Below are 22,647 nucleotides of genomic sequence, written 5' to 3' on the forward strand. Positions count from 1 at the left end.
ATCAATAATCCTGGTCATGCAATGCCCATCAATTTCGACCTAAACGACCTCCAGGCATTTCGTGCCGTGGTCGAGAATGGCAGCTTCCGCAAGGCCGCTGAAACCGTGCAGATCACCCAGCCTGCACTCAGCCGCCGTATAGAAAAGCTTGAGTCTGCGCTGAACGTGAAGCTGTTTGAACGGACCACCCGCAGGGTCAGCCTGACCACGGTGGGCCGTGCATTTCTGCCTCAGGTCGAGCGAATACTGGATGACCTCGACATCGCATTGATGACCATCGATGGCGTCGGTTCCACCCGGATGGGTAGCGTCACCATTGCTTGCGTGCCGTCAGCCGCCTACTACTTCATGCCGCAGGTCATCAGCGAGTTTCATAAGCTGTTTCCAAAAATCAGAATCCGGGTCATGGATGCCAGCGCCAACGAGGTCAACAGCGCGGTTGCCCTTGGCGAGGCAGATTTCGGGGTGAGTTTCAGCGGCAATCTAGCACCGGAGGTCGACTTCGAATTGCTTCTTCAGGAACGCTATGTGATGGCCTGCCGCCGGGATCACCCGCTTGCGACCTGCGCCAGCGTGAGCTGGGAGGAAATGTACCGCCACGACTACATCGCTCTGGACATAACGTCAGGTAACCGTCTGGTACTGGATCAGGCGCTGGCGCTCTCACGCCCGAACAAGGAGAGTATCTGCGAAACGCGGCATGTCACCACCATGATCGGCCTTGTGGAGGCCGGCCTCGGCGTGGCGGCGGTGCCCTCGATTGCCATGCCGATGACCGCTCACCCGTTTCTGGTGAGCGTGCCATTGGTTGCACCTGAAGTGGTTCGCAACGTAGGGCTGATCAAACGTCGCGGGAGGACATTGACGCCTGCAGCCCTTGAACTGGAACGACTGGTCAGGAAGATGCCGCTACGTTCAGCGGGGAACTGAATCCAGCCCGGTAGACTGCACCGTGGCCTGCGCTTTTGGGGACGCCAGGTAATCGAGCAATGCCTTCGCCTGCTTCGGGTGCTCGGCATTGACCGGAATGCCAGCGGCGTAGCGGGTAACCGACTGAACGTCTTCCGGAATCTTCGCCACGAATGTCACGCCGGGAACCGGCAACAGTTCGGCCACCTGTTGAAAGCCCACTTCGTAGTCGCCCTTGGCAACCACTGAAGCAACCGGGATGCGCTCGATCATCTTGCCCTTCGGCGCGAGTTCCTTCTCAATACCGAGCTTTTTGAAAAGCTCTTTTTCGATGTACACACCACTGGCGCTGTCGGAGTAAGCAACCGACTTCGCCTTGAGCAGCGTGTCTTTCAACTCGCTGTCGGTACCGATTGCAGGCTTGGCCGCCCCCTCCTTCACCACCATCCCGATCCGCGAATCGGCCAGCTCGACCCGCGATGCCGGGTCTACCTTGCCTTGCTTGATCAAATCATCCAGCGCATAGCCGACCATGATCACCACATCGGCATGCTCGCCACGAGCCAGGCGGTTTGGAATGGCCTCGGGGGCCTTGCCCATCGACGGGCCAAGGATGGTGTCCAGTGTATCCCCGGAAGACGTCGCGTATTGCGGCCCCAGCAGTTTATATGCAGCAGTAAAGCCGCCTGATGTCATGACCTTGAGCTCTTCAGCCTGAGCGGCAACGCTGACTGCCATACAGCCCAGAAAAAGCACCGCCAATTGATGTTTATGCAACAGTTTCATAGTTTTTTCCTTTATTAAACAGCCAGTTGCGGGCGAACCGAAAGGTGCCGGTAGAGCACCAGGGTCGCGCCAAGCGCGCAAGCTGCAGCGAACGTCATCCAGTAAGCAGGTGCAGCCTTGTCACCGGTCAGATGGATCAACCAGGTCGAGATTGCCGGGGTGAAACCGCCGAAAACTGCTGTCGCCAGGCTATAGGCCAGAGAAAAACCGGCCACCCGTACCTCTACCGGCATGATTTCAGTCAGCGCCGGAATCATCGCGCCGTTATACAAACCGTAGAGAAACGAGAACCACAACAGCACTTCCAGCATATGAGCAAAGCTTGGCGCCTGAGCGAGAAAGGACAGCGCCGGATAAGCGCTGATGATGGTCAGCAGGGTCATCGCTACCAGCAGCGGCTTGCGTCCGAAACGGTCGCTCAACATGCCGCCGACCGGCAGCCAGATAAAGTTGGAGACACCGACCAGCAACGTCACCAGCAGCGCATCGGAGGTATTCAGATTGAGTACGGTTTTGCCGAATGTCGGTGCATAAATGGTGATCAGGTAAAACGTGGTGGTAGTCATCGCCACCATCAGCATGCCGGCAATCACCACGCGCCAGTTTTGCAGCAGCGTCGCGAACACCTGTCGCATGGTCGGACGGTGAGCGCGCGTGGCGAACTCTTCGGTTTCCTGCAGGCTGCGGCGTAGCAGGAAAATGAACGGGATGATCAGGCAGCCGATGGCGAACGGAATTCTCCAGCCCCAGTCGGCGACAGCAGCAGGTGTCATCCATTGGTTCAAGCCGTAACCCAGCGCGGCGGCGACAACGATTGCCACCTGCTGGCTGCCTGACTGCCAACTGGTGTAGAAGCCCTTGCGGCCGGGTGTCGCCATCTCTGCCAGATACACCGACACGCCGCCCAATTCCGCGCCTGCGGAAAAGCCTTGCAGCAAGCGGCCGACCAGCACCAATGCCGGTGCCCACAAGCCGATGCTCGCGTAACCGGGCACCAGGACAATCAACAGCGTGCCACTGGCCATGATCGACAGAGTCACGATCAAGCCTTTGCGCCGGCCCACGTCATCGATGTAAGCGCCCAGAATAACGGCACCCAACGGGCGCATCAGGAAGCCCGCACCGAAGACCGCGAAGGTCATCATCAGCGAAGCAAACTCACTGCTGGCCGGGAAAAAGGCGGAGGCGATCTGGGTGGCGTAAAAGCCAAACAGGAAGAAGTCGAATTGCTCGAGGAAGTTGCCTGAAGTGACGCGAAATACTGCTCCGGCCTTCGACCGGGTGTTGCCTGTTCCTGATGGGGATGAGCTGTGCATCAGTGTTCTCCAGCGATCTTATTAGAGTGTTGTAAGCGCTTATGGGTAAGGAGTCTGCCGGACACACTTTGAAACGATAAGTGCTATGTTTTCATCGATTGATGCCCGATGAACATCAATCGACACTCAGACGGTTGCGCCCTGACCCAGCGCTTGCAGGTCGAACCGCGCCAAACTCACACGTCGGCCCTTGAATTCTTTATCATTGCGGATGTTTTGTTGGCAGAGCCGATCATGAAATTCGCCATCTCGCTTTTTTCCGCCGCCCATGCGCCCTCCTCGCGACGAGCCTTGCTGTTCGCCAAAGCCGTACTCGCAGGCGGACATGAGATCGTCCGGTTGTTTTTTTATCAAGACGGCGTACACAGCGCGTCGGCCAATGTCGTGACGCCTCAGGATGAGCAGGATATGGCCCTGCAATGGCGTGACTTCATCGCCGAACACCACCTGGATGGCGTGGTATGCATCGCCGCCGCGCTGCGTCGTGGCGTGCTTGATGCCCAAGAGGCCGAGCGTTATCAGCGGCCAGCGGCGAATCTGCGGGAGCCTTGGGAATTGTCCGGGCTGGGGCAGTTGCACGATGCCGTGCAATCGGCTGATCGTTTGATCTGCTTTGGAGGGCCGTGACATGCCCAGATCATTATTGGTAGTCAGCCGTCAATCGCCGTGGTCCGGTCCCGGTGCCCGTGAAGCGCTGGACATCGTGCTGGCGGGTGGTGCATTCGATCTGTCGGTCGGACTGCTGTTTCTGGATGACGGGGTTTTCCAGTTGTCGCCGCAGCAGTTGCCCGACGCCCTGCAACAGAAAGACCTGACCGCAAACCTCAAGGCCCTGTCGATGTTCGGCGTTGAAGACCTGTATGCCTGCGGGCAAAGCCTGACCGAGCGCGGCATCCCTGCCAGCGCATTGAGCGAAGAAATCAGTCAGTTGTACACACGCTCCGAACTGTCGGCACTTTTTGACCGCTACGACGAGGTGATTACGATCTGATGGCTACTTTGCACGTTCTCTCCCATTCGCCTTTTGCCGACACCCGACTGGAAAGCTGCCTGCGCCTGCTGGGCCGTGACGACGGTGTATTGCTCTGTGGCGACGCTACTTATGCACTGACGCCGTCATGCGCACCATTGAAATCCCTACAGCCCCTGGCCGATTCATTGCAGTTGTTTGTGCTTGATGAAGACTTCAAGGCACGCAATCTGCCACTGCCCGCCGGAGTAAACAGCATCGACTACCCTGCCTTCGTGGAACTGTCCTTACGCTTCGACAAGGTCAATACCTGGCTATGAAACAGTTGACGATTGACGGGCACAGCATCGAACTGGACAAGGATGGCTTTCTGCAGGACCTCAACGACTGGTCGCTGGACGTCGCCCACGCCCTGTCCGCTGAGGAAGGTATCGCCCTGAGTGCCGAGCACATTGAAATCCTCCAGTTGCTGCGGGATTTCTACGCCGAGTTTCAGCTTTCGCCAGCCACTCGGCCGCTGATCAAATACACCGCACTGAAGCTGAGTACGGAAAAAGGCAACAGCATGCACCTCAACCGCCTGTTCAACGGCACTCCCGCCAAACTCGCCGCCAAGCTGGCGGGCCTGCCTAAACCGACCAATTGCATATGAACGATTACGCCGCGCTTGTTACCGAAACACCTGAAGAGCATCCCTTTGCGACATTTGTGCGCATTCTGGGCAAAGGCAAACGCGGTGCGCGCAACCTGACGCGCGAAGAAGCGCGAGAGGCCATGGGCATGTTGCTCGATGAGAAAGTCGAGGACACTCAGCTCGGGGCATTCCTGATGCTGCTGCGCCATAAGGAAGAAAGCCCTGAGGAACTGGCGGGGTTTACCGAAGCCGTGCGCGAACGCCTGAATGCTCCGGCGATTCAGGTCGATATCGACTGGCCGACCTACGCAGGGAAAAAGCGTCATCTGCCGTGGTACTTGCTGGCGGCCAAGTGTCTGGCGCAAAACGGCGTGAAGATCCTCCTGCACGGCGGCGGTGCCCATACTGCTGGACGCCTGTACACCGAACAATTGCTCGGCCTGCTGAATATTCCCCCGTGCCGCAACTGGTCAGCAGTCGAAACCTCGCTTGAGCAAGGCAATATAGCGTTCATTCCGCTAGGGGACTGGGCACCGCAGCTGCAACGCATGATTGATCTGCGCAACACGCTGGGCCTGCGCTCCCCCATTCATTCTCTGGCACGCATTCTCAACCCGCTTCAGGCCCGTTGCGGCCTGCAAAGCATCTTTCATCCGGGCTATCAGAGCGTGCATCGCGATGCCAGCAGCCTGCTGGGCGACAACGCCATTGTGGTCAAGGGTGACGGTGGCGAAATCGAGATTAATCCGGACACCATCAGCCATTTGTACGGCACCACTGGCGGCCAGCCTTGGGACGAGGAGTGGCCAGCGCTTTCGCCGCGCCGTCACGTAAAACCGGCGACACTCGACCCGCAGCAACTGTTGGCCTTATGGCGCGGGGAAATCGAAGAAAGCTACCCGCAACTGGCGTTGATATCGACAATCGCGCTTGCCCTGCGCGGCCTGGGTGTCGCTCGCGACGACGCTTTCGAGCAAGCCCGAGTGTTCTGGGATCGCCGCGCCAAGAACCTTTGACCTATCGGCTGTGACGATCACCAGCCCCCATAATCTTGCGCGTTTTAGGTCGAACCGATGCGCCCTGGCTGACCTCCAAGCTCTACAACCTGGAAATGGGAGTCAGACATGGGTCTTCTGGTCGAAGGACACTGGCAAGACCAGTGGTACGAAAGCAGCAAAGATGGCGCCTTTCAGCGCGAAAATGCGCAACGACGCAACTGGGTCACAGTCGACGGACAAGCGGGGCCATCCGGTGAGGGCGGTTTTGCTGCACAGGCCGGCCGCTACCACTTGTATGTCTCACTGGCATGCCCGTGGGCACACCGCACACTGATCGTACGCAAGCTCAAGGGACTGGAAAACCTGATCGGCGTTTCAGTGGTCAGTTGGTTGATGCTGGAAAATGGCTGGACTTTCGATAAGCAGAAAGGCTCCAGCGGCGATGCACTGGATGACTTCCAGTTCTTTCACCAACGCTATACGGCCGATGATCCCAGCTATACCGGACGCGTTACTGTCCCTGTGCTGTGGGACAAACAGCGGAAATGCATCGTCAGCAATGAGTCTGCGGAAATCATTCGCATGTTCAATGGCGCATTCGACGAATTGACCGGCAACACGCTGGACTTTTATCCGCAAGCCTTGCGGGCGAGCATCGACGAGCTCAACGAGCAGATTTATCCGAACGTCAACAACGGTGTCTACAGGGCCGGGTTCGCCACCTCGCAGGGGGCATACGAAGATGCATTCAATGATGTGTTTGCCGAACTGGACGTGCTGGAAAACCTGCTGGGCGAAAAGCGCTACCTGACGGGAAAACACCTGACCGAAGCCGACATACGCCTGTTCACCACCATCGTGCGCTTCGATGCGGTGTATTACAGCCACTTCAAGTGCAACCTGCGGCGCATCGCGGATTACCCGAACCTCAGCAATTGGCTACGTGAGTTGTACCAATGGCCAGGTATCGTGGAGACCGTGAACTTCGAGCACATCAAGGGCCACTACTACGCGAGCCATCGCACCATCAATCCGACCGGCATCATACCCAAGGGTCCAGCGCTTGATCTGCAGGCAGGTCACGACCGGGAGCGGCTGTCCGGTGAGGGTGTCTGGAGCAATTGACAGATTGGCAAAAAAGGATGGATAGCCCGAACGGGCTATCCGTAATCGGCTTCAGACAGTCGCCTGAGCCCCTTCGAACCATGCCAGTTTTTCACGCAACTTGACCACTTCGCCGATGATTACCAGCGTTGGCGCATGCACCTCATGCTCGGCAACCAGTTGCGGCAGATTGGCCAGAGTGCCGGTAAACACACGCTGATTGGCCGTCGTGCCCTGCTGGACCAGCGCAGCAGGCGTGTCGGCAGAGCGACCATGCCTGATCAGCTCTTCACAGATGACCGGCAAACCGATCAGCCCCATGTAAAACACCAGCGTCTGAGCAGGCGCAACCAGGTCGGACCAGGGCAGGTCTGTGGTGCCGTTTTTCAAGTGACCGGTAATGAAACGCACAGACTGTGCGTGATCACGGTGCGTCAGCGGTATACCGGCATACGCCGCACAACCACTGGCGGCGGTAATACCCGGAACCACCTGAAACGGAATGCCATGCGCAGCCAGCTCTTCGATTTCCTCACCGCCACGGCCGAAGATAAATGGATCGCCGCCTTTGAGGCGCACCACTCGCTTGCCTTGCTTGGCCAGTGCAACCAGTTGCTGGTTGATCTGTTCCTGCGGAACAGCGTGCTCTGCACGGCGTTTACCGACATAGACACGCTCGGCATCGCGACGGCACAGGTCCAGAATCGTAGGCGCGACAAGGCGGTCATACAGCACCACATCCGCTTGCTGCATCAGGCGCAAGGCCCGGAAAGTCAGCAAGTCAGGATCACCGGGGCCAGCACCGACCAGATACACCTCGCCGGTCTCCGGCGGCGGCTCGCCAGCGATCTTGGCGATCAGCAGACGCTCGGCCTCGGCCCCCTGCCCGGCCAACTGGCGGTCGGCAATGGCACCCTGAAAAACATCTTCCCAGAACGCTCGGCGTTGCTGCACATTCGGAAACAGACCTTTGACCTGATTGCGAAAGCGCGCAGCCAGCCCGGCGAGCTGCCCATAGGTGGAGGGAATCCAGGTTTCCAGCTTGGCACGGATCAGACGTGCCAGCACTGGCGCATCGCCACCACTGGACACAGCGATCACCAATGGCGAGCGGTCGACAATCGCCGGAAAGATAACCGTACACAACGCCGGGGCATCCACCACATTGACCGGAACGCAGCGCAGCCGGGCGTCATGGGAAACCTGGGCATTGAGCGGCTCGTCATCCGTCGCGGCAATAATCAGCACACAACCATCAAGATCGCCTTCGCTGTAGCCACGCAGGATCATCTCACCGCCGCTCTGGACGACCAGCTCGCTCAGTTGGGCCTCGATTTCTGGCGCAACCACGCGCAGCACTGCGCCAGCGTCGGCAATCAGGCGTGATTTGCGCAGGGCAATTTCACCACCGCCGACCACCAGCACCCGGCTGCCACGCAGGTTATGGAACAGCGGCAGAAATTCCATTTAACCGATGACCTCAAGGCCGCCCATGTAAGGCTTGAGCACCTCGGGCACACGAATCGACCCATCCGCCTGCTGGTAGTTTTCCAGCACCGCGACCAGTGTACGACCCACCGCCAGCCCCGACCCATTGAGGGTGTGGACCAGTTCCGGCTTGCCGGTTTCCGGATTGCGCCAGCGGGCCTGCATGCGGCGCGCCTGGAAATCACCGCAGTTGGAGCACGAAGAGATTTCGCGGTACTTGTCCTGGCTTGGAATCCACACTTCCAGGTCGTACGTCTTCACGGCACTGAAACCCATGTCGCCGGTGCACAGCGCCAGCGTACGGTACGGCAGTTCCAGCAACTGCAGAACGCGCTCGGCGTTGCCGGTCAGCGATTCAAGCGCAGCCATGGAGTCTTCAGGCGCAACAATCTGAACCATCTCGACCTTGTCGAACTGGTGTTGGCGGATCATGCCACGCGTGTCACGACCCGACGCACCCGCTTCGCTACGGAAGCAAGGGGTGTGGGCAACAAACTTGAGAGGCAGCTGTTTGGCATCGAGAATTTCACCCGACACGATGTTGGTCAACGACACTTCCGCGGTCGGAATCAGGTACAGATCAGCTTCGCCTTCGCGGGTGATCTTGAACAGGTCTTCCTCGAACTTGGGCAACTGGCCTGTACCCTGCAACGCAGGTGCCTGCACCAGATAAGGCGTGTAGGTCTCTTCGTAGCCGTGTTCGTTGATATGCAGATTGATCATGAACTGCGCCAGCGCACGGTGCAGGCGCGCGATTGGGCCACGCAGCAACGCAAAACGCGCACCGGACAGCTTGGCAGCGGTCTCGAAGTCGAGCCAGCCGAACTTCTCGCCCAGAGCAACGTGATCCTTGACCTCGAAATCGAAGGCAGTCGGCGTACCCCAGCGACGCACTTCGACGTTGCCTTCTTCGTCAGCACCGACCGGCACCGATTCGTGAGGCAGGTTCGGAATGCTCAGCACCAGCGCATCCAGCTCGGCCTGAATGCCGTCCAGCTCGACCTTGCCTTCGCTCAGCTCGTTGCCCATGCGCTCGACGTCAGCCATCAACGGCGCAATGTCTTCGCCGCGCTGCTTGGCCTGACCGATGGATTTGGAACGTGCATTGCGCTCGGCCTGCAGCTGTTCGGTGCGGGTCTGCACCACCTTGCGCTGGGCTTCCAGCGATTCAATGCGCGCCACATCCAGTGTAAAGCCACGGGAAGCCAGGCGATCCGCTACGTCCTGAAGTTGAGTACGTAACAGTTTGGAATCGAGCATATCGTTCTCTCGTCTATCAAAGTCTGGTCAGGGACAGGCCAACCCAGGTTGCGAGCAGCCCGCCGAATACGCTGATACCGGCATAACCAAGGGCCAGCGGTACCTGCCCGCTTTCCAGCAGGCGCAGCGTATCCAGTGAAAAGGATGAAAAGGTCGTCAGACCGCCTACAAAGCCGACAATCAAGCCGGCACGAATTTCGATGGGCACTTCCGGGCGCAGCAGAAACAATCCATACAGTACGCCGATTATCAGGCACCCTACGATGTTGACCGCAAGCGTTGCTGCGTAAAAATGTCGTGGCCAGTTGGCGCTTACCCAGGTACCCGCTGCAAAACGCAATAATGTACCAGCGATCCCGGCAATCGACACCGCAAGAATGGTCTGGATCATCACTTTCTCCGCTGGCGGGGACTGGCATCGTCCAATGCGCTCAGATGCCTGAGCTTCTCACCGATCTTGAGTTCCAGACCGCGTGGCACAGGCTGGTAATACTGCCGTGGTTCCAGCTCGTCCGGAAAGTAGTCCTCACCTGCCGCATAGGCTTCAGGCTCGTCATGGGCGTATCGGTATTCTTCGCCATAACCGAGCTGCTTCATCAGCTTGGTCGGCGCATTGCGCAAATGCAGCGGAACCTCCAGCGAACCATGCTCGCCGGCTTCGCGCATTGCAGCCTTGAAGGCCATGTAAACCGCGTTGCTTTTTGGCGCACAGGCCAGATAGACGATGGCCTGCGCTACTGCCAGTTCGCCCTCGGGGCTGCCCAGACGCTCCTGCACGTCCCAGGCCGACATGCACAGCGGCAAGGCGCGCGGATCTGCATTGCCGATATCTTCACTGGCCATGCGCACCACGCGACGCGCCAGATACAGCGGATCGCAGCCGCCGTCGATCATCCGGGCAAACCAGTACAGGGCTGCGTCGGGATCAGAACCACGTATTGACTTGTGCAAAGCCGATATCTGGTCATAGAACGCCTCGCCGCCCTTGTCGAAGCGACGTCGGCTGTCACCCAGCAGGCTCTGCAGCAGCTCGACGTCGATCTCGCTGCCGTCTTCGGCAAGATCGGACGCGTTTTCCAGAAGATTGAGCATGCGCCGACCATCGCCATCAGCGGCGGCCATGAGAATCGTGAAGCCTTCATCGCTCAGGGTCAGTTGGCGCTTGCCCAACCCGCGCTCCTCGGTCAGAGCACGATGGACCAGCTTGCGCAGCGCCGCCTCGTCCAGGCTTTTGAGCACATAGACACGGGCACGGGACAACAAGGCATTATTGAGTTCGAACGAAGGATTTTCGGTAGTAGCGCCGATAAAAATCAGCGTGCCATCCTCGACATAAGGCAGGAACGCATCCTGTTGCGACTTGTTGAAGCGGTGCACTTCGTCGACGAACAGAATCGTGCGTTTGCCATATTGCCCGGCCTGCTGTTTGGCGACTTCCACTGCCTGACGAATTTCCTTGACCCCCGCCAGCACGGCGGAAACAGTCTCGAAATGCGCGTCCGACACCTTGGCCAGCAGCCTCGCCAGGGTAGTCTTGCCCACACCGGGCGGGCCCCAGAAAATCATCGAATGCAGCGCACCCTGCTCCAGTGCCTCACGCAGAGGCTTGCCGTGGGCAAGCACGTGCTCCTGACCGACGTACTCATCCAGATTGGTAGCACGCAAACGTGCAGCCAGAGGCTGAGCTATCGGTTCACGGCTGAACAGATCCATGATCAGGAATTAACCCTTTTACTCTTGAATGACATCAGCACCCTTGGGAATCTGGAACTGAAACTTGCTGGCCGCAACAGGCTCGTTGGCCTTGACGCCGGTGAACAGGATATTGGTGCGCTGGCCCACGCTGTCGATCAGTTGCATGTCGTTGATGATGCCGTTACGAAATGACAAACGCAGGCTGTCGAACAGGGTGTCCTTGGTCTTGGGCTTGAGCACGAAGTCGATCACACCACCCGCCTCTTTCGCCGTGATATCGAAGCTTTCGCTGATCTTCGACACGTCACCGGACAGCAGCAAGGCTGGGGTCTGGGTCAGGCGCTGATCGAGCTTCTTGATGGTGACCTGCTCCAGATCAGGGTCCCACAACGACACTTTCTTGCCGTCGGAAACCATCAACTGCTCCTGTGGCGCATCGGTGTGCCAGTTGAACAGGCCTGGACGCTGCAACGTCATTTCGCCGGTAGTCTCTTGCAATTGCGTGCCGCCACCGTCCAGCGTCAATTGCGAGAAGCGTGCGGTCAGGGTCTGGGATTTCTCCAGCAACTGGGTCAGGCGTGCCACGTCCTTGCTGTCGGCATGGGCGGACATCACGGAGAAGGTCAGTGCGGTGGCCAACAGCATGCGGATAAGACGCATGGGATTCCTCTTTGAAGTCGATGATGATGCGGCAGCGTGACTTGCACGCTGCCGCCGCAGTTCGGGGTGATAAAAATCAGTCGCGCACCGGTCCTGGAGCCAGAACTTCACGCGATCCGTTGGTATTCATGGAGGTCACGACGCCAGCCATTTCCATTGCTTCGATCATGCGCGCTGCGCGGTTGTAGCCGATCTTCAGCTTGCGCTGCACGGCAGAAATCGATGCGCGGCGGCTTTCGAGTACAAACTTGACCGCCTCATCGTAAAGCGCGTCGCTTTCGCTGTCTTCAATGCCTTCGCCGCCACCGCCATCAAAGCCGCTGCCGGGCTCTTCCACACCGGCGAGAATATCGTCGTTGTAGTCAGGCGAACCACGCAGTTTCCAGGCTTCTACCACGCGATGCACTTCCTCGTCGGAAACAAACGCGCCGTGCACGCGAATCGGCAGGCTGGTGCCCGGCGGCATGTATAGCATGTCGCCATGGCCCAACAGTTGTTCGGCACCGCCCTGATCGATGATGGTCCGGGAATCGATCTTGCTCGACACCTGAAACGCCATGCGCGTCGGGATGTTGGCCTTGATCAGACCGGTAATCACATCCACCGATGGACGCTGTGTCGCGAGGATCAGGTGGATACCTGCCGCACGAGCCTTCTGGGCGATACGGGCGATCAGCTCTTCAACCTTCTTGCCGACGATCATCATCATGTCGGCGAATTCATCCACCACTACCACGATGGTCGGCAGCTTGCTCAGCAACGGCGCTTCGTCATGAATGCTTTCCCGCTTGTACAGCGGATCGGCAAGTGGCTCCCCGGCATCCTGCGCATCCTTGACCTTCTGGTTGAAGCCCGAAAGGTTACGCACACCCATTTTCGCCATCAGCTTGTAACGGCGTTCCATCTCGGCAACGCTCCAGCGCAAGGCGTTGGCAGCGTCCTTCATGTCGGTAACGACCGGACACAAGAGGTGCGGAATGCCTTCGTAGATGGACAGCTCAAGCATCTTCGGATCGATCATGATCAGCTTGGCGTCTTCCGGGCCGGACTTGAACAGGATCGACAGGATCATGGCGTTCACACCAACCGACTTACCGGAACCGGTCGTACCGGCCACCAGCAAGTGGGGCATCTTGGCCAGGTCGGTAATCACCGGCTTGCCGCCGATGTCGTGGCCCAGCGCCAGGGTGACCGGCGACTTGGCATTATCGTATTCAGGGGTCGACAGCACCTCGGAGAAGCGCACGATCTGGCGGTCTTCGTTGGGGATCTCGATACCGACGGTGGTCTTGCCCGGGATCACCTCGACCACGCGCACGCTGGTGACCGCCAGTGAGCGGGCAAGGTCCTTGGCGAGGTTGGCAATGCGACTGACCTTGACGCCAGCGGCCGGCTGAATCTCGTAACGGGTAATGACCGGGCCGGGATGGATGGAGTCAACCGAGACCTCGACACCAAATTCCTTGAGCTTGATTTCCAGCAGATGACCGACCGCCGCCAGGGACTCTGGCGAGTAGTTGAGCTGCTTCTTTTCTGCCGGATCAAGGATGGAGATGGGCGGCAAGGTGCCTTCGACTGCGCTGTCAACGAACAGCGGGGCCTGTTTTTCCTTCATGACCCGCTTGCTCGGTTCTGCAGGCTTTGAAGGGGCTGGCGCAATAACCGCAGGCACGTGCTTTTCACGCTCGGTCATGTGTTTGCTCAGCGACACTTCGCGCTCCATCAGGCGCTCTTTGGCCTTGGCCTGCTCGCGACGGTCAGGTGCAACGGGCGCGACCACATCGTTGACGCGCATGTCGACTTCACGCAACTGCGCGACCATCTGCTTGCGCTCGGCACGGGCGGTCCACCAGCGGTTCGCCGCCCCCTGGAACAGTTCGAACAGGTCAAGGGTGATCTTGCCGGTGACGTCCATGACCTTGAACCATGACAGATCGGTAAATACTGTCAGACCGAATAGAAACAGGGCGATGAACAGCAAAGTGCTGCCCTGGATGTTCAGGGCTTTCTTGGCCAGATCGCCCAGCACTTCGCCCAGCACGCCGCCAGCAGAGCCCGGAAAGCCTGCCGAAAAGTGAAAATGAATGTGCGCCAGCGCCGCGCCCGCCAGTATCAGGAATACCAGCCCGATCAGACGCCAGGAGAAGAGCCAGCCGCTCCACTGCCAGGGTTCGTGACGATGACGAAACACCTGCCAGGCCTTGATTGCCAGCAGCAGTGGGAAGATATAGGCGAAATAGCCCAGGATCATGAACAGTATATCGGCACAGAAGGCACCTGCGCGCCCCGCAGCGTTCTGCACCTGCGCGGCGTTACTGCTGGTGTGGCTCCAGCCGGGATCACTCTGATCGTAGGTCAACAATGCCATTATCAGGTACAGGCACAGGGCGCCAAAGGCGATCAGGGCCCCTTCCTTGAGCCGGTAGTGCAATTGCTGCCGCCAAAGCGGAACAGCGCTGGGTGCTGGGGTGGATTTCTTCAAAACGCTTTAATTCCTGCGCTGTAGCGCGAACATCTCGTTGATTGACCAGAAACGGCTGTCGGACGGCGCTGAATGCTCCCGCATGAACAGGGATAGCAGACATCGGGAAGCCCGTTCGGCAGACGTTTGAATGATAACGCCCAAAGCGGGCATTGTACGGCTTTACAGGCGCTGGGGTCTGTACGAAAACGCGTCAGACCGACTTCAGACAGTTCCGCAATGCGGGACATGCTTTCATGTTCGCTGATGATGTTCAATTTGAGCATGCATTCCGTTTTGTGACAAAGGCTTATGACGTGTTTCTATCAACCGCCCACAACTTCAAGGGCTGCACCATCATCGCCGCGCTCTTGCCCTACCGTATGTGCCAGGTACGCGCCATAATGACAACCGCTTGTGACCACGCCTGCCGCACAGAGTTGCACTGACAGGCGGGTGCGCCCTCCCCTTCCGCAAAGTTGTGATGCCATGCTGACCTGGTTGAACCGCAATAGCCTGGATTTCCCGCCACTGGAGAAAGCCCTCCGCGAGCCCAACGGATTACTTGCCGCCGGTGGAGACCTGTCAGCCGATCGCCTGATCAATGCCTACCGGCACGGCTGCTTTCCGTGGTTTCAGGACGGCCAGCCGATTCTCTGGTGGTCTCCCGATCCGCGTACCGTACTGTTTCCCGAAGAACTGCATGTTTCGCGCAGCCTCGGCAAAATGTTGCGCCAGTCTCGCTACCACGTGACCTTCGACCGGGATTTTGCGAGCGTGATCAAGGCCTGCGCTGCGCCGAGAAGTTACGCCAATGAAACCTGGATCACCGGCTCGATGCAGGATGCCTATCTTGAGTTGCACCGACGCGGCCATGCGCACAGCGTCGAGGTCTGGGATCAGAATGAACTGGTCGGCGGGCTGTATGGCCTGGCAATGGGCCAGCTGTTCTTCGGTGAGTCCATGTTCAGCCGTGCAGACAACGCCTCCAAAGTCGGATTCGCCACGCTGGTGCAGCACCTGACCGACTGGGGTTTTGTATTGATCGATTGCCAGATGCCGACCCAACACCTTCACAGTTTCGGCGCACGCTCGATTCCTCGGCAGACTTTTGCCGACTATCTGTCCGGGCATCTTGATCAGCCAAGCGGTGCCGACTGGTCATCTAGGCGAGTTTGACAGGCTGGCATACACTCACAGGTAAGGATTTACCATTAGGCGACGACCATGACAGAGCTGGCGAGGCTGAAGTTTTATGCCACTCAACCGCACACCTGCAGTTACCTGCCTGAAGAGCAGGCGACTACCCTGTTTCTGGACCCCAGCCAGCCAATGGATGTGCAGGTCTACGCCGACCTCTCGGACATGGGCTTTCGCCGTAGCGGCGATCATCTTTACCGCCCCCACTGCCAGAACTGCAGCGCTTGCGTGCCCGCGCGCATCCCCGTGAACCTGTTTGTACCCGACAGACAGCAAAAAAGGATTTTGAAACGTAATGCCGATGTACAGGTGCAAAGCACCAGACCGGCCTTCACCGAGGAATATTTCGATCTTTATCAACGTTACATAGAGCAACGGCATGCTGACGGCGACATGTTTCCACCCAGCCGTGAACAGTTTTCGACATTTCTGGTTCGCGACCTGCCCTTTTCGCGTTTTTACGAATTTCGCGTCGACCAACGACTGCTGGCAGTTGCGGTCACCGACCTTTTGCCCAACGGCCTTTCCGCGGTCTACACGTTCTACGAACCTGATGAAGAGCGCCGCAGTCTGGGCCGTTACGCGATTTTGTGGCAGATCGCCGAAGCCGCCAGACTTCAACTGCAGGCGGTGTACCTGGGTTACTGGATCAAAAACTGCAAAAAGATGAATTACAAGACCCAATATCGGCCCATTGAGCTACTTACCAATCAAAGATGGGTCACTCTGTATTGAACCCCTTGGCTTAAACTGGTTTTTTCGGGCACAATGCACGCCGCTTTTGCCTGGCGCCACTTGCACCGGGCCACTCATTTGTATACCGAGGGCTTTACTGCATGTCGAAAGAAGACAGCTTCGAAATGGAAGGCACTGTCGTCGACACCCTGCCCAACACCATGTTCCGCGTGGAGTTGGAAAACGGGCACGTCGTAACCGCGCATATCTCCGGCAAGATGCGCAAGAATTACATCCGTATTCTGACCGGTGACAAAGTGCGTGTAGAACTGACGCCCTATGACCTGAGCAAAGGGCGCATCACCTACCGCGCTCGTTAAACAGGCATTGACGAAAACGCCCGGCATAAGCCGGGCGTTTTTGTTTGCCTGTTTCATACAACCAGAGACCCCGGCCTGCCCCGCATCCATTCACGATGCGGAGCGAGGCTTCGGCGTCAGGCCATTTCTGCTGTGGTTTCGAAGTCGAAGGTAATCTCGCCATCCTTGATATCGATGTGAACCACACCGCCGTGCTCTGACAATTCGCCGAACAGGATCTCTTCAGCCAGCGGCCGCTTGATCTTGTCCTGAATCAGGCGAGCCATCGGTCTGGCACCCATCGCCGCATCGTAACCACCCTGCGCCAGCCAGCTTCTCGCCGCCTCGGACACTTCGAGCAGTACGCGCTTGTCTTCCAGCTGGGCCTGAAGCTCGGTAAGGAACTTGTCGACCACGCTCTTGATGACTTCGTGGCTGAGACGGCCAAACTGAATGATGGTGTCCAGACGGTTGCGGAACTCCGGCGTGAAGCTCTTCTTGATCACTTCCATCGCATCAGACGAGTGGTCCTGATGCGTGAAACCGATCGAAGCACGCGCGGCGGACTCAGCCCCGGCATTGGTGGTCATGATCACGATCACGTTGCGGAAATCTGCCTTGCGCCCGTTGTTATCGGTCAGCGTACCGTGGTCCATCACCTGCAAAAGCAGGTTGAAGACTTCCGGGTGAGCCTTTTCGATTTCATCGAGCAGCAGCACGCAATGCGGTTGACGAGTGATGGCTTCGGTCAAAAGACCGCCCTGATCGAAACCGACGTAGCCCGGAGGCGCGCCGATCAGACGGGAAACGGTATGCCGCTCCATGTACTCGGACATGTCGAAACGAATCAGCTCGACACCCAACGCCTTGGCCAACTGGCGAGCGGCTTCGGTCTTGCCGACACCGGTAGGGCCTGCGAACAGGAACGAACCGACCGGCTTGTCAGGCGACTTGAGGCCTGCACGCGAAAGCTTGATCGCCGTCGACAACGAGTCAATAGCTGCATCCTGACCAAACACGGTGAGCTTCAGATCGCGCTCCAGGTTACGCAGCAGCTCCTTGTCCGAACTGTTGACGTGTTTTGGCGGAATACGCGCGATCTTGGCGACGATGTCTTCGACCTGAGGCACATCAATGCGCTTGACGCGCTGCTCGACAGGCTGCAGACGCTGGTAGGCACCGGCTTCATCAATAACATCGATCGCCTTGTCGGGCATATGACGGTCATTGATGTAACGCGACGCAAGCTCAGCTGCGGCGCGCAGCGCTTCGTCACTGTACTCGATGCTGTGATGCTGCTCGAAACGGCTTTTCAGGCCACGAAGGATGCCGATGGTGTCTTCGACCGAAGGCTCGGACACATCGACTTTCTGGAAGCGACGCGCCAAGGCGCGGTCTTTTTCGAAAATCCCGCGAAACTCCTGAAAGGTCGTGGAGCCGATGCAACGAATCTCGCCAGACGACAGCAACGGTTTGAGCAGGTTGGAGGCATCCATCACCCCGCCTGATGCCGCACCAGCACCAATGATAGTGTGGATCTCGTCAATGAACAGAATAGCCTGAGGACGCTTGCGCAGCTCATTGAGCAACGCTTTGAAACGCTTCTCGAAATCGCCGCGGTATTTGGTCCCGGCCAGCAGGGCACCCAGATCAAGCGAGTAGACAACGCTGCTGGCGAGCAAATCAGGGACCTGGTTGTCCACGATACGCTTGGCCAGGCCTTCGGCAATAGCCGTTTTACCGACCCCAGCCTCACCGACCAGCAACGGGTTGTTCTTGCGACGACGAGCCAGAATCTGAGCTACGCGCTCGACTTCGCTTTCGCGACCGACCAGCGGATCGATGCGCCCCTGGCGCGCCAATTCGTTCAGATTGCTGGCATAGGCATCCAGAGGATTGCCTGAGGAAGATGCTTCACCGCCCTCGTCGTCCTGCATATCCTGTTCACCTTCAGAAGAGTGTTCGCCATGCCCCGGAACCTTGGAGATACCGTGGGCGATATAGTTGACGACATCAATCCGGGCCACGCTCTGCTGCTTGAGCAGAAACACGGCCTGGCTTTCCTGCTCACTGAAAATTGCAACCAGCACGTTGGCGCCGGTTACTTCGCGCTTGCCGGAGCTCTGCACGTGGAAAACTGCCCGTTGCAGCACACGCTGGAACCCGAGCGTCGGTTGTGTCTCGCGATCCTCGTCATGAACGGGGATCAGCGGAGTGGTGGAGTCGATGAACTCCTGCAGATCATGCTTGAGTTTATCGAGGTTTGCACCGCAGGCACGCAGAACAGTGGCTGCAGCCTCATTATCCAATAGAGCCAGCAGGAGGTGCTCGACCGTCATGAACTCATGACGCTTCGAACGTGCCTCCTTGAAGGCAAGATTGAGGGTGACTTCGAGCTCACGGTTTAACATAGCTTCACCTCATACCCAAGTGGTCGGCGTTTAACCGTCCTTCTCGATCTCACAGAGTAGCGGATGCTGGCTCTCCCTGGCGTATTGATTGACCTGCATTGCCTTGGTCTCGGCGATGTCGCGGGTAAACAATCCGCAGACTGCCCGTCCCTCTGTATGGACGGCCAGCATGACTTTGGTGGCCAGCTCACGATTCAGGTTAAAAAACACCTCGAGCACTTCTACGACGAAATCCATCGGGGTGTAGTCATCGTTGAATAAAACCACCTTGTACATCGGTGGCGCCTGCAGGGTCGGCTTGGCGTCCTGCACCGCGATGCCTGCCGCGTCGTCCTCGTGCGACTGCGGACTGTCCTGATTGAATGTTAGTCGAATCTTGCTAAATGCATGCATGGAAAGAAATGTTCGTTTGAGGGCGGATTGAGCTGTCAGTCGCAGTTTGGACGCTTTTCAAACAGACCGCCACATGACCTTGACTATCAGCTAAACGGTGTTACAAACAATAGAGCCCACATTGGGTAAAAAGGGTCCGCGCAATCAACCAAAATTTTTGGGGAGGCGGATTGAAGTGGATGATACTCCTGACGGAGTCCTTTGCAGAGGGATATGGCGATGCTTAACGGAAAAGTCAAGTGGTTCAACAATGCAAAAGGTTATGGATTCATAATCGAAGACGGCAAGCCGGATGACGACTTGTTCGCCCATTTTTCGACCATCCAGATGGAAGGTTACAAGACCCTCAAAGCCGGCCAGCCGGTCAGTTTTGAAATCATTCAGGGGCCAAAAGGGCTGCATGCCGTGAATATCGCGCCATTGCTGGCTAAAGCAGGTGAGCCTGTGAAGGAAACCCATGCTGCGTCTGAGCATGAACCTGAACATGCACACGCTTGAAATCCTCCATGGAAACAGCCTGACAGCAGATCAATGGTCTTTCGCGCCAGCTGACTGAGTAATCAGAAACACGCAATGAGCCTGTACCGGATCTTGAGAAACCGCAGCTTTGGTAGCTTGAACCGATGCGACTCCACAGGGTATCGAATTAGCGATTATTGCACCGCGGATGCCCCTACCGTGACAGAGCCACCAGCGCCCCACTCCTCCGCCAGATCCCGCCTCTTGAAGCCTGATTGATAACTCGTAGACATCCTGGTCGTTCGACCAACGGCGGATGTTCATTATTCGATAGCACGCATAGCATTAATGCCTCGCGCCAATGGTTTGATATACTCGCGCCGTGACCGAAGAGTCATAAAGGCTGACCCGTCTGAAATCAGACCCTCAACCTTCCTATGCGTCGGGTCGCTACCTGGCCTGACAGCTTGACGCTCGACTGATGCACCCAACATCACCGCGAATGAACCTCGACCTGGGCCCATGGCCGAACCGTGGGCAAGAGTGCATACCCTGCGCGTATCGAGATTTTGTGCATGCTCAGCAAAACAGAGAGTTAATACGAATGTCCAACCGCTCGAAGATCATCTACACCTTCACCGACGAAGCTCCGGCCCTCGCCACCTATTCGCTGCTGCCTATTATCGAAGCTTTCACAGCCTCCTCCGATATCGACGTGGAAACGCGCGACATCTCCCTGGCGGGCCGTGTTCTTTCAAGCTTCCCGGAGTCGCTTGGCGCCGATCAACAAGTGCCGGATCATCTCGCCGAGCTGGGCAAACTGGCCACTACGCCAGAAGCCAACATCATCAAGCTGCCTAACATCAGTGCCTCGGTCCCTCAATTGAAGGCGACCATCAAGGAGCTTCAGGATCAGGGCTACAAGATTCCCGACTACCCTGAAAACCCTGTCACTGACGCGGAAAAAGAAACCCGCGCACGCTACGACAAGACCAAGGGCAGCGCCGTGAACCCGGTGCTGCGCGAAGGCAACTCCGATCGTCGCGCACCGTTGTCGGTCAAGAACTACGCTCGCAAGCACCCACACAAAATGGGCGCCTGGTCCGCCGACTCCAAGGCCCACGTTGCGCACATGAGCAACGGCGACTTCTACGGCAGCGAAAAAGCTGCCCAGATCGCAGCCGACAACACCGTTAAAATAGAACTGATCGCTCAGGACGGCACCACCACCGTTCTGAAGGAAAAAACCGCCGTCAAGGCTGGCGAAGTCGTTGACTGCTCGGTAATGAGCGCCAAAGCTCTGCGCAGCTTCATTGCCGCCGAGATCGAAGACGCCCGCAAGCAAGGCGTTCTGTTCTCGGTGCATCTGAAAGCCACCATGATGAAGATCTCCGACCCGATCATGTTCGGCCAGATCGTTGATGAGTTCTACAAGGATGCATTGACCAAGCACGCTGACACGCTGAAGCAGATCGGCTTCAGCCTGAACAACGGCATCGGTGACCTGTACGAGCGCATCACCAGCCTGCCTGCTGAAAAACAGGCCGAAATCAAGGCTGACATCGAAGCGGTCTACGCCACTCGCCCACAACTGGCGATGGTCAACTCCGACAAGGGCATCACCAACCTGCACGTGCCGAGCGACGTAATTGTCGACGCATCGATGCCAGCGATGATCCGTGACTCCGGCAAGATGTGGGGCACAGATGGTCAACTGCACGATGCCAAGGCAGTGATCCCGGATCGCTGCTACGCCACCATCTATCAAGCGGTCATCGAAGACTGCAAGAAAAATGGCGCATTCGACCCGACCACTATGGGCAGCGTACCGAACGTTGGCCTGATGGCTCAAAAAGCCGAAGAATATGGCTCCCACGACAAGACTTTCCACATCCAGACCAACGGCGTGGTTCGTGTAACCGACAGCCAGGGCAACCTGCTGATGGAACAGAACGTCGAAGCGGGCGATATCTGGCGCATGTGCCAGGCCAAGGACGCGCCGATCCAGGATTGGGTAAAACTGGCCGTCAACCGCGCTCGCGCCAGCAACACACCGGCTATCTTCTGGCTGGATTCGTCTCGCGCCCATGACAGCGTGATGATCGAGAAAGTCCGCAAGTACCTGGGCGACCACGACACGTCGGGCCTGGATATCCAGATCCTGTCACCTGTCGACGCGATGAAGCTGACCCTGGAACGCACTCGCGCCGGCAAGGACACGATCTCGGTAACGGGCAACGTGCTTCGCGATTACCTGACCGATCTGTTCCCGATCATGGAACTGGGCACAAGCGCGAAAATGCTGTCGATCGTTCCGCTGATGAACGGCGGCGGTCTGTTCGAAACCGGCGCTGGCGGCTCGGCTCCCAAGCATGTGCAGCAGTTTGTTGAAGAAAACTTCCTGCGCTGGGATTCGCTTGGCGAGTTTCTGGCTCTGGCGGCGTCCCTGGAACATCTGGGCAATGCCTACAACAACCCGAAAGCGCTGGTTCTGTCCAAGACCCTCGACCAGGCCACTGGCGAGTTCCTGGACCGCAACAAGTCGCCTTCGCGCAAGGTTGGCGGCATCGACAACCGCGGCAGTCACTTCTACCTGACCCTGTTCTGGGCTCAGGCACTGGCTGCTCAAAACGACGATGCAGACCTCAAGGCACAGTTCACGCCTTTGGCCAAAACCCTGACTGACAACGAAGAAAAAATCGTTGCCGAGCTGAACGCTGTTCAGGGCAAGCCGGTGGAAATTGGCGGCTACTACTTCCCTAACCCGGAAGTCACCAGCAAGGCCATGCGCCCAAGCGCCACTCTCAACGCAGCTATCGATGCGTTGAAAGCGTAAGCGGCATGAGACCGGTGCGACGCATTACTGCGT

General features: G+C 57.9%; 23 protein-coding genes. 13 read left to right on the plus strand and 10 right to left on the minus strand.

The genetic code is table 11. The features are described from left to right. Positions 1–21 precede the first annotated feature (21 nt). Positions 22–930, plus strand: coding sequence for a LysR family transcriptional regulator (locus tag AC4ANE_RS16745; RefSeq protein WP_004665681.1), 909 nt, complete (start codon positions 22–24; stop codon positions 928–930). Here the strand turns inward: AC4ANE_RS16745 and AC4ANE_RS16750 are convergent. Continuing rightward, on the minus strand, positions 916–1,695 hold the full coding sequence (locus tag AC4ANE_RS16750) for a substrate-binding domain-containing protein (RefSeq protein ID WP_004665682.1): 780 nt from the start codon (positions 1,693–1,695) through the stop codon (positions 916–918). The genes AC4ANE_RS16745 and AC4ANE_RS16750 overlap by 15 nt on opposite strands. A gap of 14 nt (positions 1,696–1,709) precedes the next feature. Next, positions 1,710–3,011 (minus strand): MFS transporter, encoded by a 1,302-nt coding sequence (locus tag AC4ANE_RS16755; protein WP_002553984.1) that lies wholly within the window; start codon positions 3,009–3,011, stop codon positions 1,710–1,712. A gap of 234 nt (positions 3,012–3,245) precedes the next feature. On the opposite strand from AC4ANE_RS16755, the gene tusD reads away from it, so the two are divergent. From tusD to AC4ANE_RS16785, 6 genes are all read left to right on the plus strand, one after another. After that, complete coding sequence (gene tusD, locus AC4ANE_RS16760; RefSeq protein WP_002553985.1) at positions 3,246–3,638, plus strand: sulfurtransferase complex subunit TusD; 393 nt, start codon at positions 3,246–3,248, stop codon at positions 3,636–3,638. Position 3,639: 1 nt separating this feature from the next. Beyond that, complete coding sequence (gene tusC / locus AC4ANE_RS16765; protein ID WP_002553986.1) at positions 3,640–4,002, plus strand: sulfurtransferase complex subunit TusC; 363 nt, start codon at positions 3,640–3,642, stop codon at positions 4,000–4,002. Beyond that, positions 4,002–4,301 (plus strand): sulfurtransferase complex subunit TusB, encoded by a 300-nt coding sequence (tusB, locus tag AC4ANE_RS16770; protein WP_002553987.1) that lies wholly within the window; start codon positions 4,002–4,004, stop codon positions 4,299–4,301. The genes tusC and tusB overlap by 1 nt, the downstream gene beginning before the upstream one ends. Continuing rightward, positions 4,298–4,633, plus strand: coding sequence for a TusE/DsrC/DsvC family sulfur relay protein (locus AC4ANE_RS16775; RefSeq protein WP_002553988.1), 336 nt, complete (start codon positions 4,298–4,300; stop codon positions 4,631–4,633). Before tusB ends, AC4ANE_RS16775 begins: the two co-directional genes overlap by 4 nt. Next, positions 4,630–5,631 carry a glycosyl transferase family protein gene (locus AC4ANE_RS16780; RefSeq protein ID WP_460408414.1) on the plus strand — a complete coding sequence of 334 codons (1,002 nt, stop codon included), beginning with the start codon at positions 4,630–4,632 and terminating at the stop codon, positions 5,629–5,631. The genes AC4ANE_RS16775 and AC4ANE_RS16780 overlap by 4 nt, the downstream gene beginning before the upstream one ends. 108 nt (positions 5,632–5,739) lie before the next feature. Then, positions 5,740–6,738, plus strand: coding sequence for a glutathione S-transferase family protein (locus tag AC4ANE_RS16785; RefSeq protein ID WP_031594954.1), 999 nt, complete (start codon positions 5,740–5,742; stop codon positions 6,736–6,738). A 51-nt stretch (positions 6,739–6,789) separates the two neighbouring features. Here the strand turns inward: AC4ANE_RS16785 and cysG are convergent, their stop codons facing one another. The 6 genes from cysG to ftsK form a co-directional block, all read right to left on the minus strand. Then, positions 6,790–8,184, minus strand: coding sequence for a siroheme synthase CysG (cysG, locus tag AC4ANE_RS16790; protein ID WP_460408416.1), 1,395 nt, complete (start codon positions 8,182–8,184; stop codon positions 6,790–6,792). Further along, positions 8,185–9,465, minus strand: a complete 1,281-nt coding sequence (gene serS / locus AC4ANE_RS16795) for a serine--tRNA ligase (RefSeq protein WP_002553992.1) — start codon at positions 9,463–9,465, stop codon at positions 8,185–8,187. It lies immediately after the preceding gene. 16 nt (positions 9,466–9,481) lie between these two features. Beyond that, entirely contained in the window at positions 9,482–9,856 is a 375-nt protein-coding gene (crcB, locus tag AC4ANE_RS16800) for a fluoride efflux transporter CrcB (protein WP_002553993.1), read from the minus strand. Next, on the minus strand, positions 9,856–11,178 hold the full coding sequence (locus AC4ANE_RS16805; protein WP_002553994.1) for a replication-associated recombination protein A: 1,323 nt from the start codon (positions 11,176–11,178) through the stop codon (positions 9,856–9,858). Before AC4ANE_RS16805 ends, crcB begins: the two co-directional genes overlap by 1 nt. An 18-nt stretch (positions 11,179–11,196) precedes the next feature. Beyond that, positions 11,197–11,820, minus strand: coding sequence for an outer membrane lipoprotein periplasmic chaperone LolA (lolA, locus tag AC4ANE_RS16810; RefSeq protein WP_002553995.1), 624 nt, complete (start codon positions 11,818–11,820; stop codon positions 11,197–11,199). A 76-nt stretch (positions 11,821–11,896) separates the two neighbouring features. Further along, positions 11,897–14,302, minus strand: coding sequence for a DNA translocase FtsK (ftsK, locus tag AC4ANE_RS16815; RefSeq protein WP_460408417.1), 2,406 nt, complete (start codon positions 14,300–14,302; stop codon positions 11,897–11,899). 236 nt (positions 14,303–14,538) lie between these two features. Between ftsK and AC4ANE_RS16820 the strand changes: the two genes are divergently transcribed. The 4 genes from AC4ANE_RS16820 to infA all read left to right on the plus strand — a co-directional run bounded on the left by AC4ANE_RS16820 (position 14,539) and on the right by infA (position 16,536). Next, complete coding sequence (locus tag AC4ANE_RS16820) at positions 14,539–14,730, plus strand: hypothetical protein (RefSeq protein ID WP_044320342.1); 192 nt, start codon at positions 14,539–14,541, stop codon at positions 14,728–14,730. A 40-nt stretch (positions 14,731–14,770) separates the two neighbouring features. After that, positions 14,771–15,460 (plus strand): leucyl/phenylalanyl-tRNA--protein transferase, encoded by a 690-nt coding sequence (gene aat, locus AC4ANE_RS16825; RefSeq protein WP_002553997.1) that lies wholly within the window; start codon positions 14,771–14,773, stop codon positions 15,458–15,460. Between the two features lie 48 nt (positions 15,461–15,508). Next, positions 15,509–16,216, plus strand: a complete 708-nt coding sequence (locus AC4ANE_RS16830; protein WP_010214796.1) for an arginyltransferase — start codon at positions 15,509–15,511, stop codon at positions 16,214–16,216. A 101-nt stretch (positions 16,217–16,317) separates the two neighbouring features. Next, positions 16,318–16,536: a translation initiation factor IF-1 gene (infA, locus tag AC4ANE_RS16835; RefSeq protein ID WP_002553999.1), complete on the plus strand. Its 219-nt coding sequence runs from the start codon at positions 16,318–16,320 to the stop codon at positions 16,534–16,536. A gap of 116 nt (positions 16,537–16,652) precedes the next feature. On the opposite strand, the gene clpA is transcribed toward infA, so the two are convergent. Continuing rightward, positions 16,653–18,926, minus strand: a complete 2,274-nt coding sequence (gene clpA / locus AC4ANE_RS16840; RefSeq protein ID WP_004665689.1) for an ATP-dependent Clp protease ATP-binding subunit ClpA — start codon at positions 18,924–18,926, stop codon at positions 16,653–16,655. A gap of 30 nt (positions 18,927–18,956) precedes the next feature. Further along, the gene (gene clpS, locus AC4ANE_RS16845) at positions 18,957–19,319 is read right to left on the minus strand and encodes an ATP-dependent Clp protease adapter ClpS (RefSeq protein WP_002554001.1); all 363 of its coding nucleotides are present in this window, start codon (positions 19,317–19,319) and stop codon (positions 18,957–18,959) included. Between the two features lie 213 nt (positions 19,320–19,532). Here clpS and cspD point away from each other — a divergent pair, with 213 nt between their 5' ends. Continuing rightward, the gene (gene cspD, locus AC4ANE_RS16850; RefSeq protein ID WP_005731877.1) at positions 19,533–19,817 is read left to right on the plus strand and encodes a cold shock domain-containing protein CspD; all 285 of its coding nucleotides are present in this window, start codon (positions 19,533–19,535) and stop codon (positions 19,815–19,817) included. 565 nt (positions 19,818–20,382) lie between these two features. Then, on the plus strand, positions 20,383–22,614 hold the full coding sequence (locus AC4ANE_RS16855; RefSeq protein WP_002554003.1) for an NADP-dependent isocitrate dehydrogenase: 2,232 nt from the start codon (positions 20,383–20,385) through the stop codon (positions 22,612–22,614). The last annotated feature ends 33 nt before the right edge of the window (positions 22,615–22,647 follow it).

The sequence above is a fragment of the Pseudomonas sp. Pme6b genome (assembly GCF_058129925.1).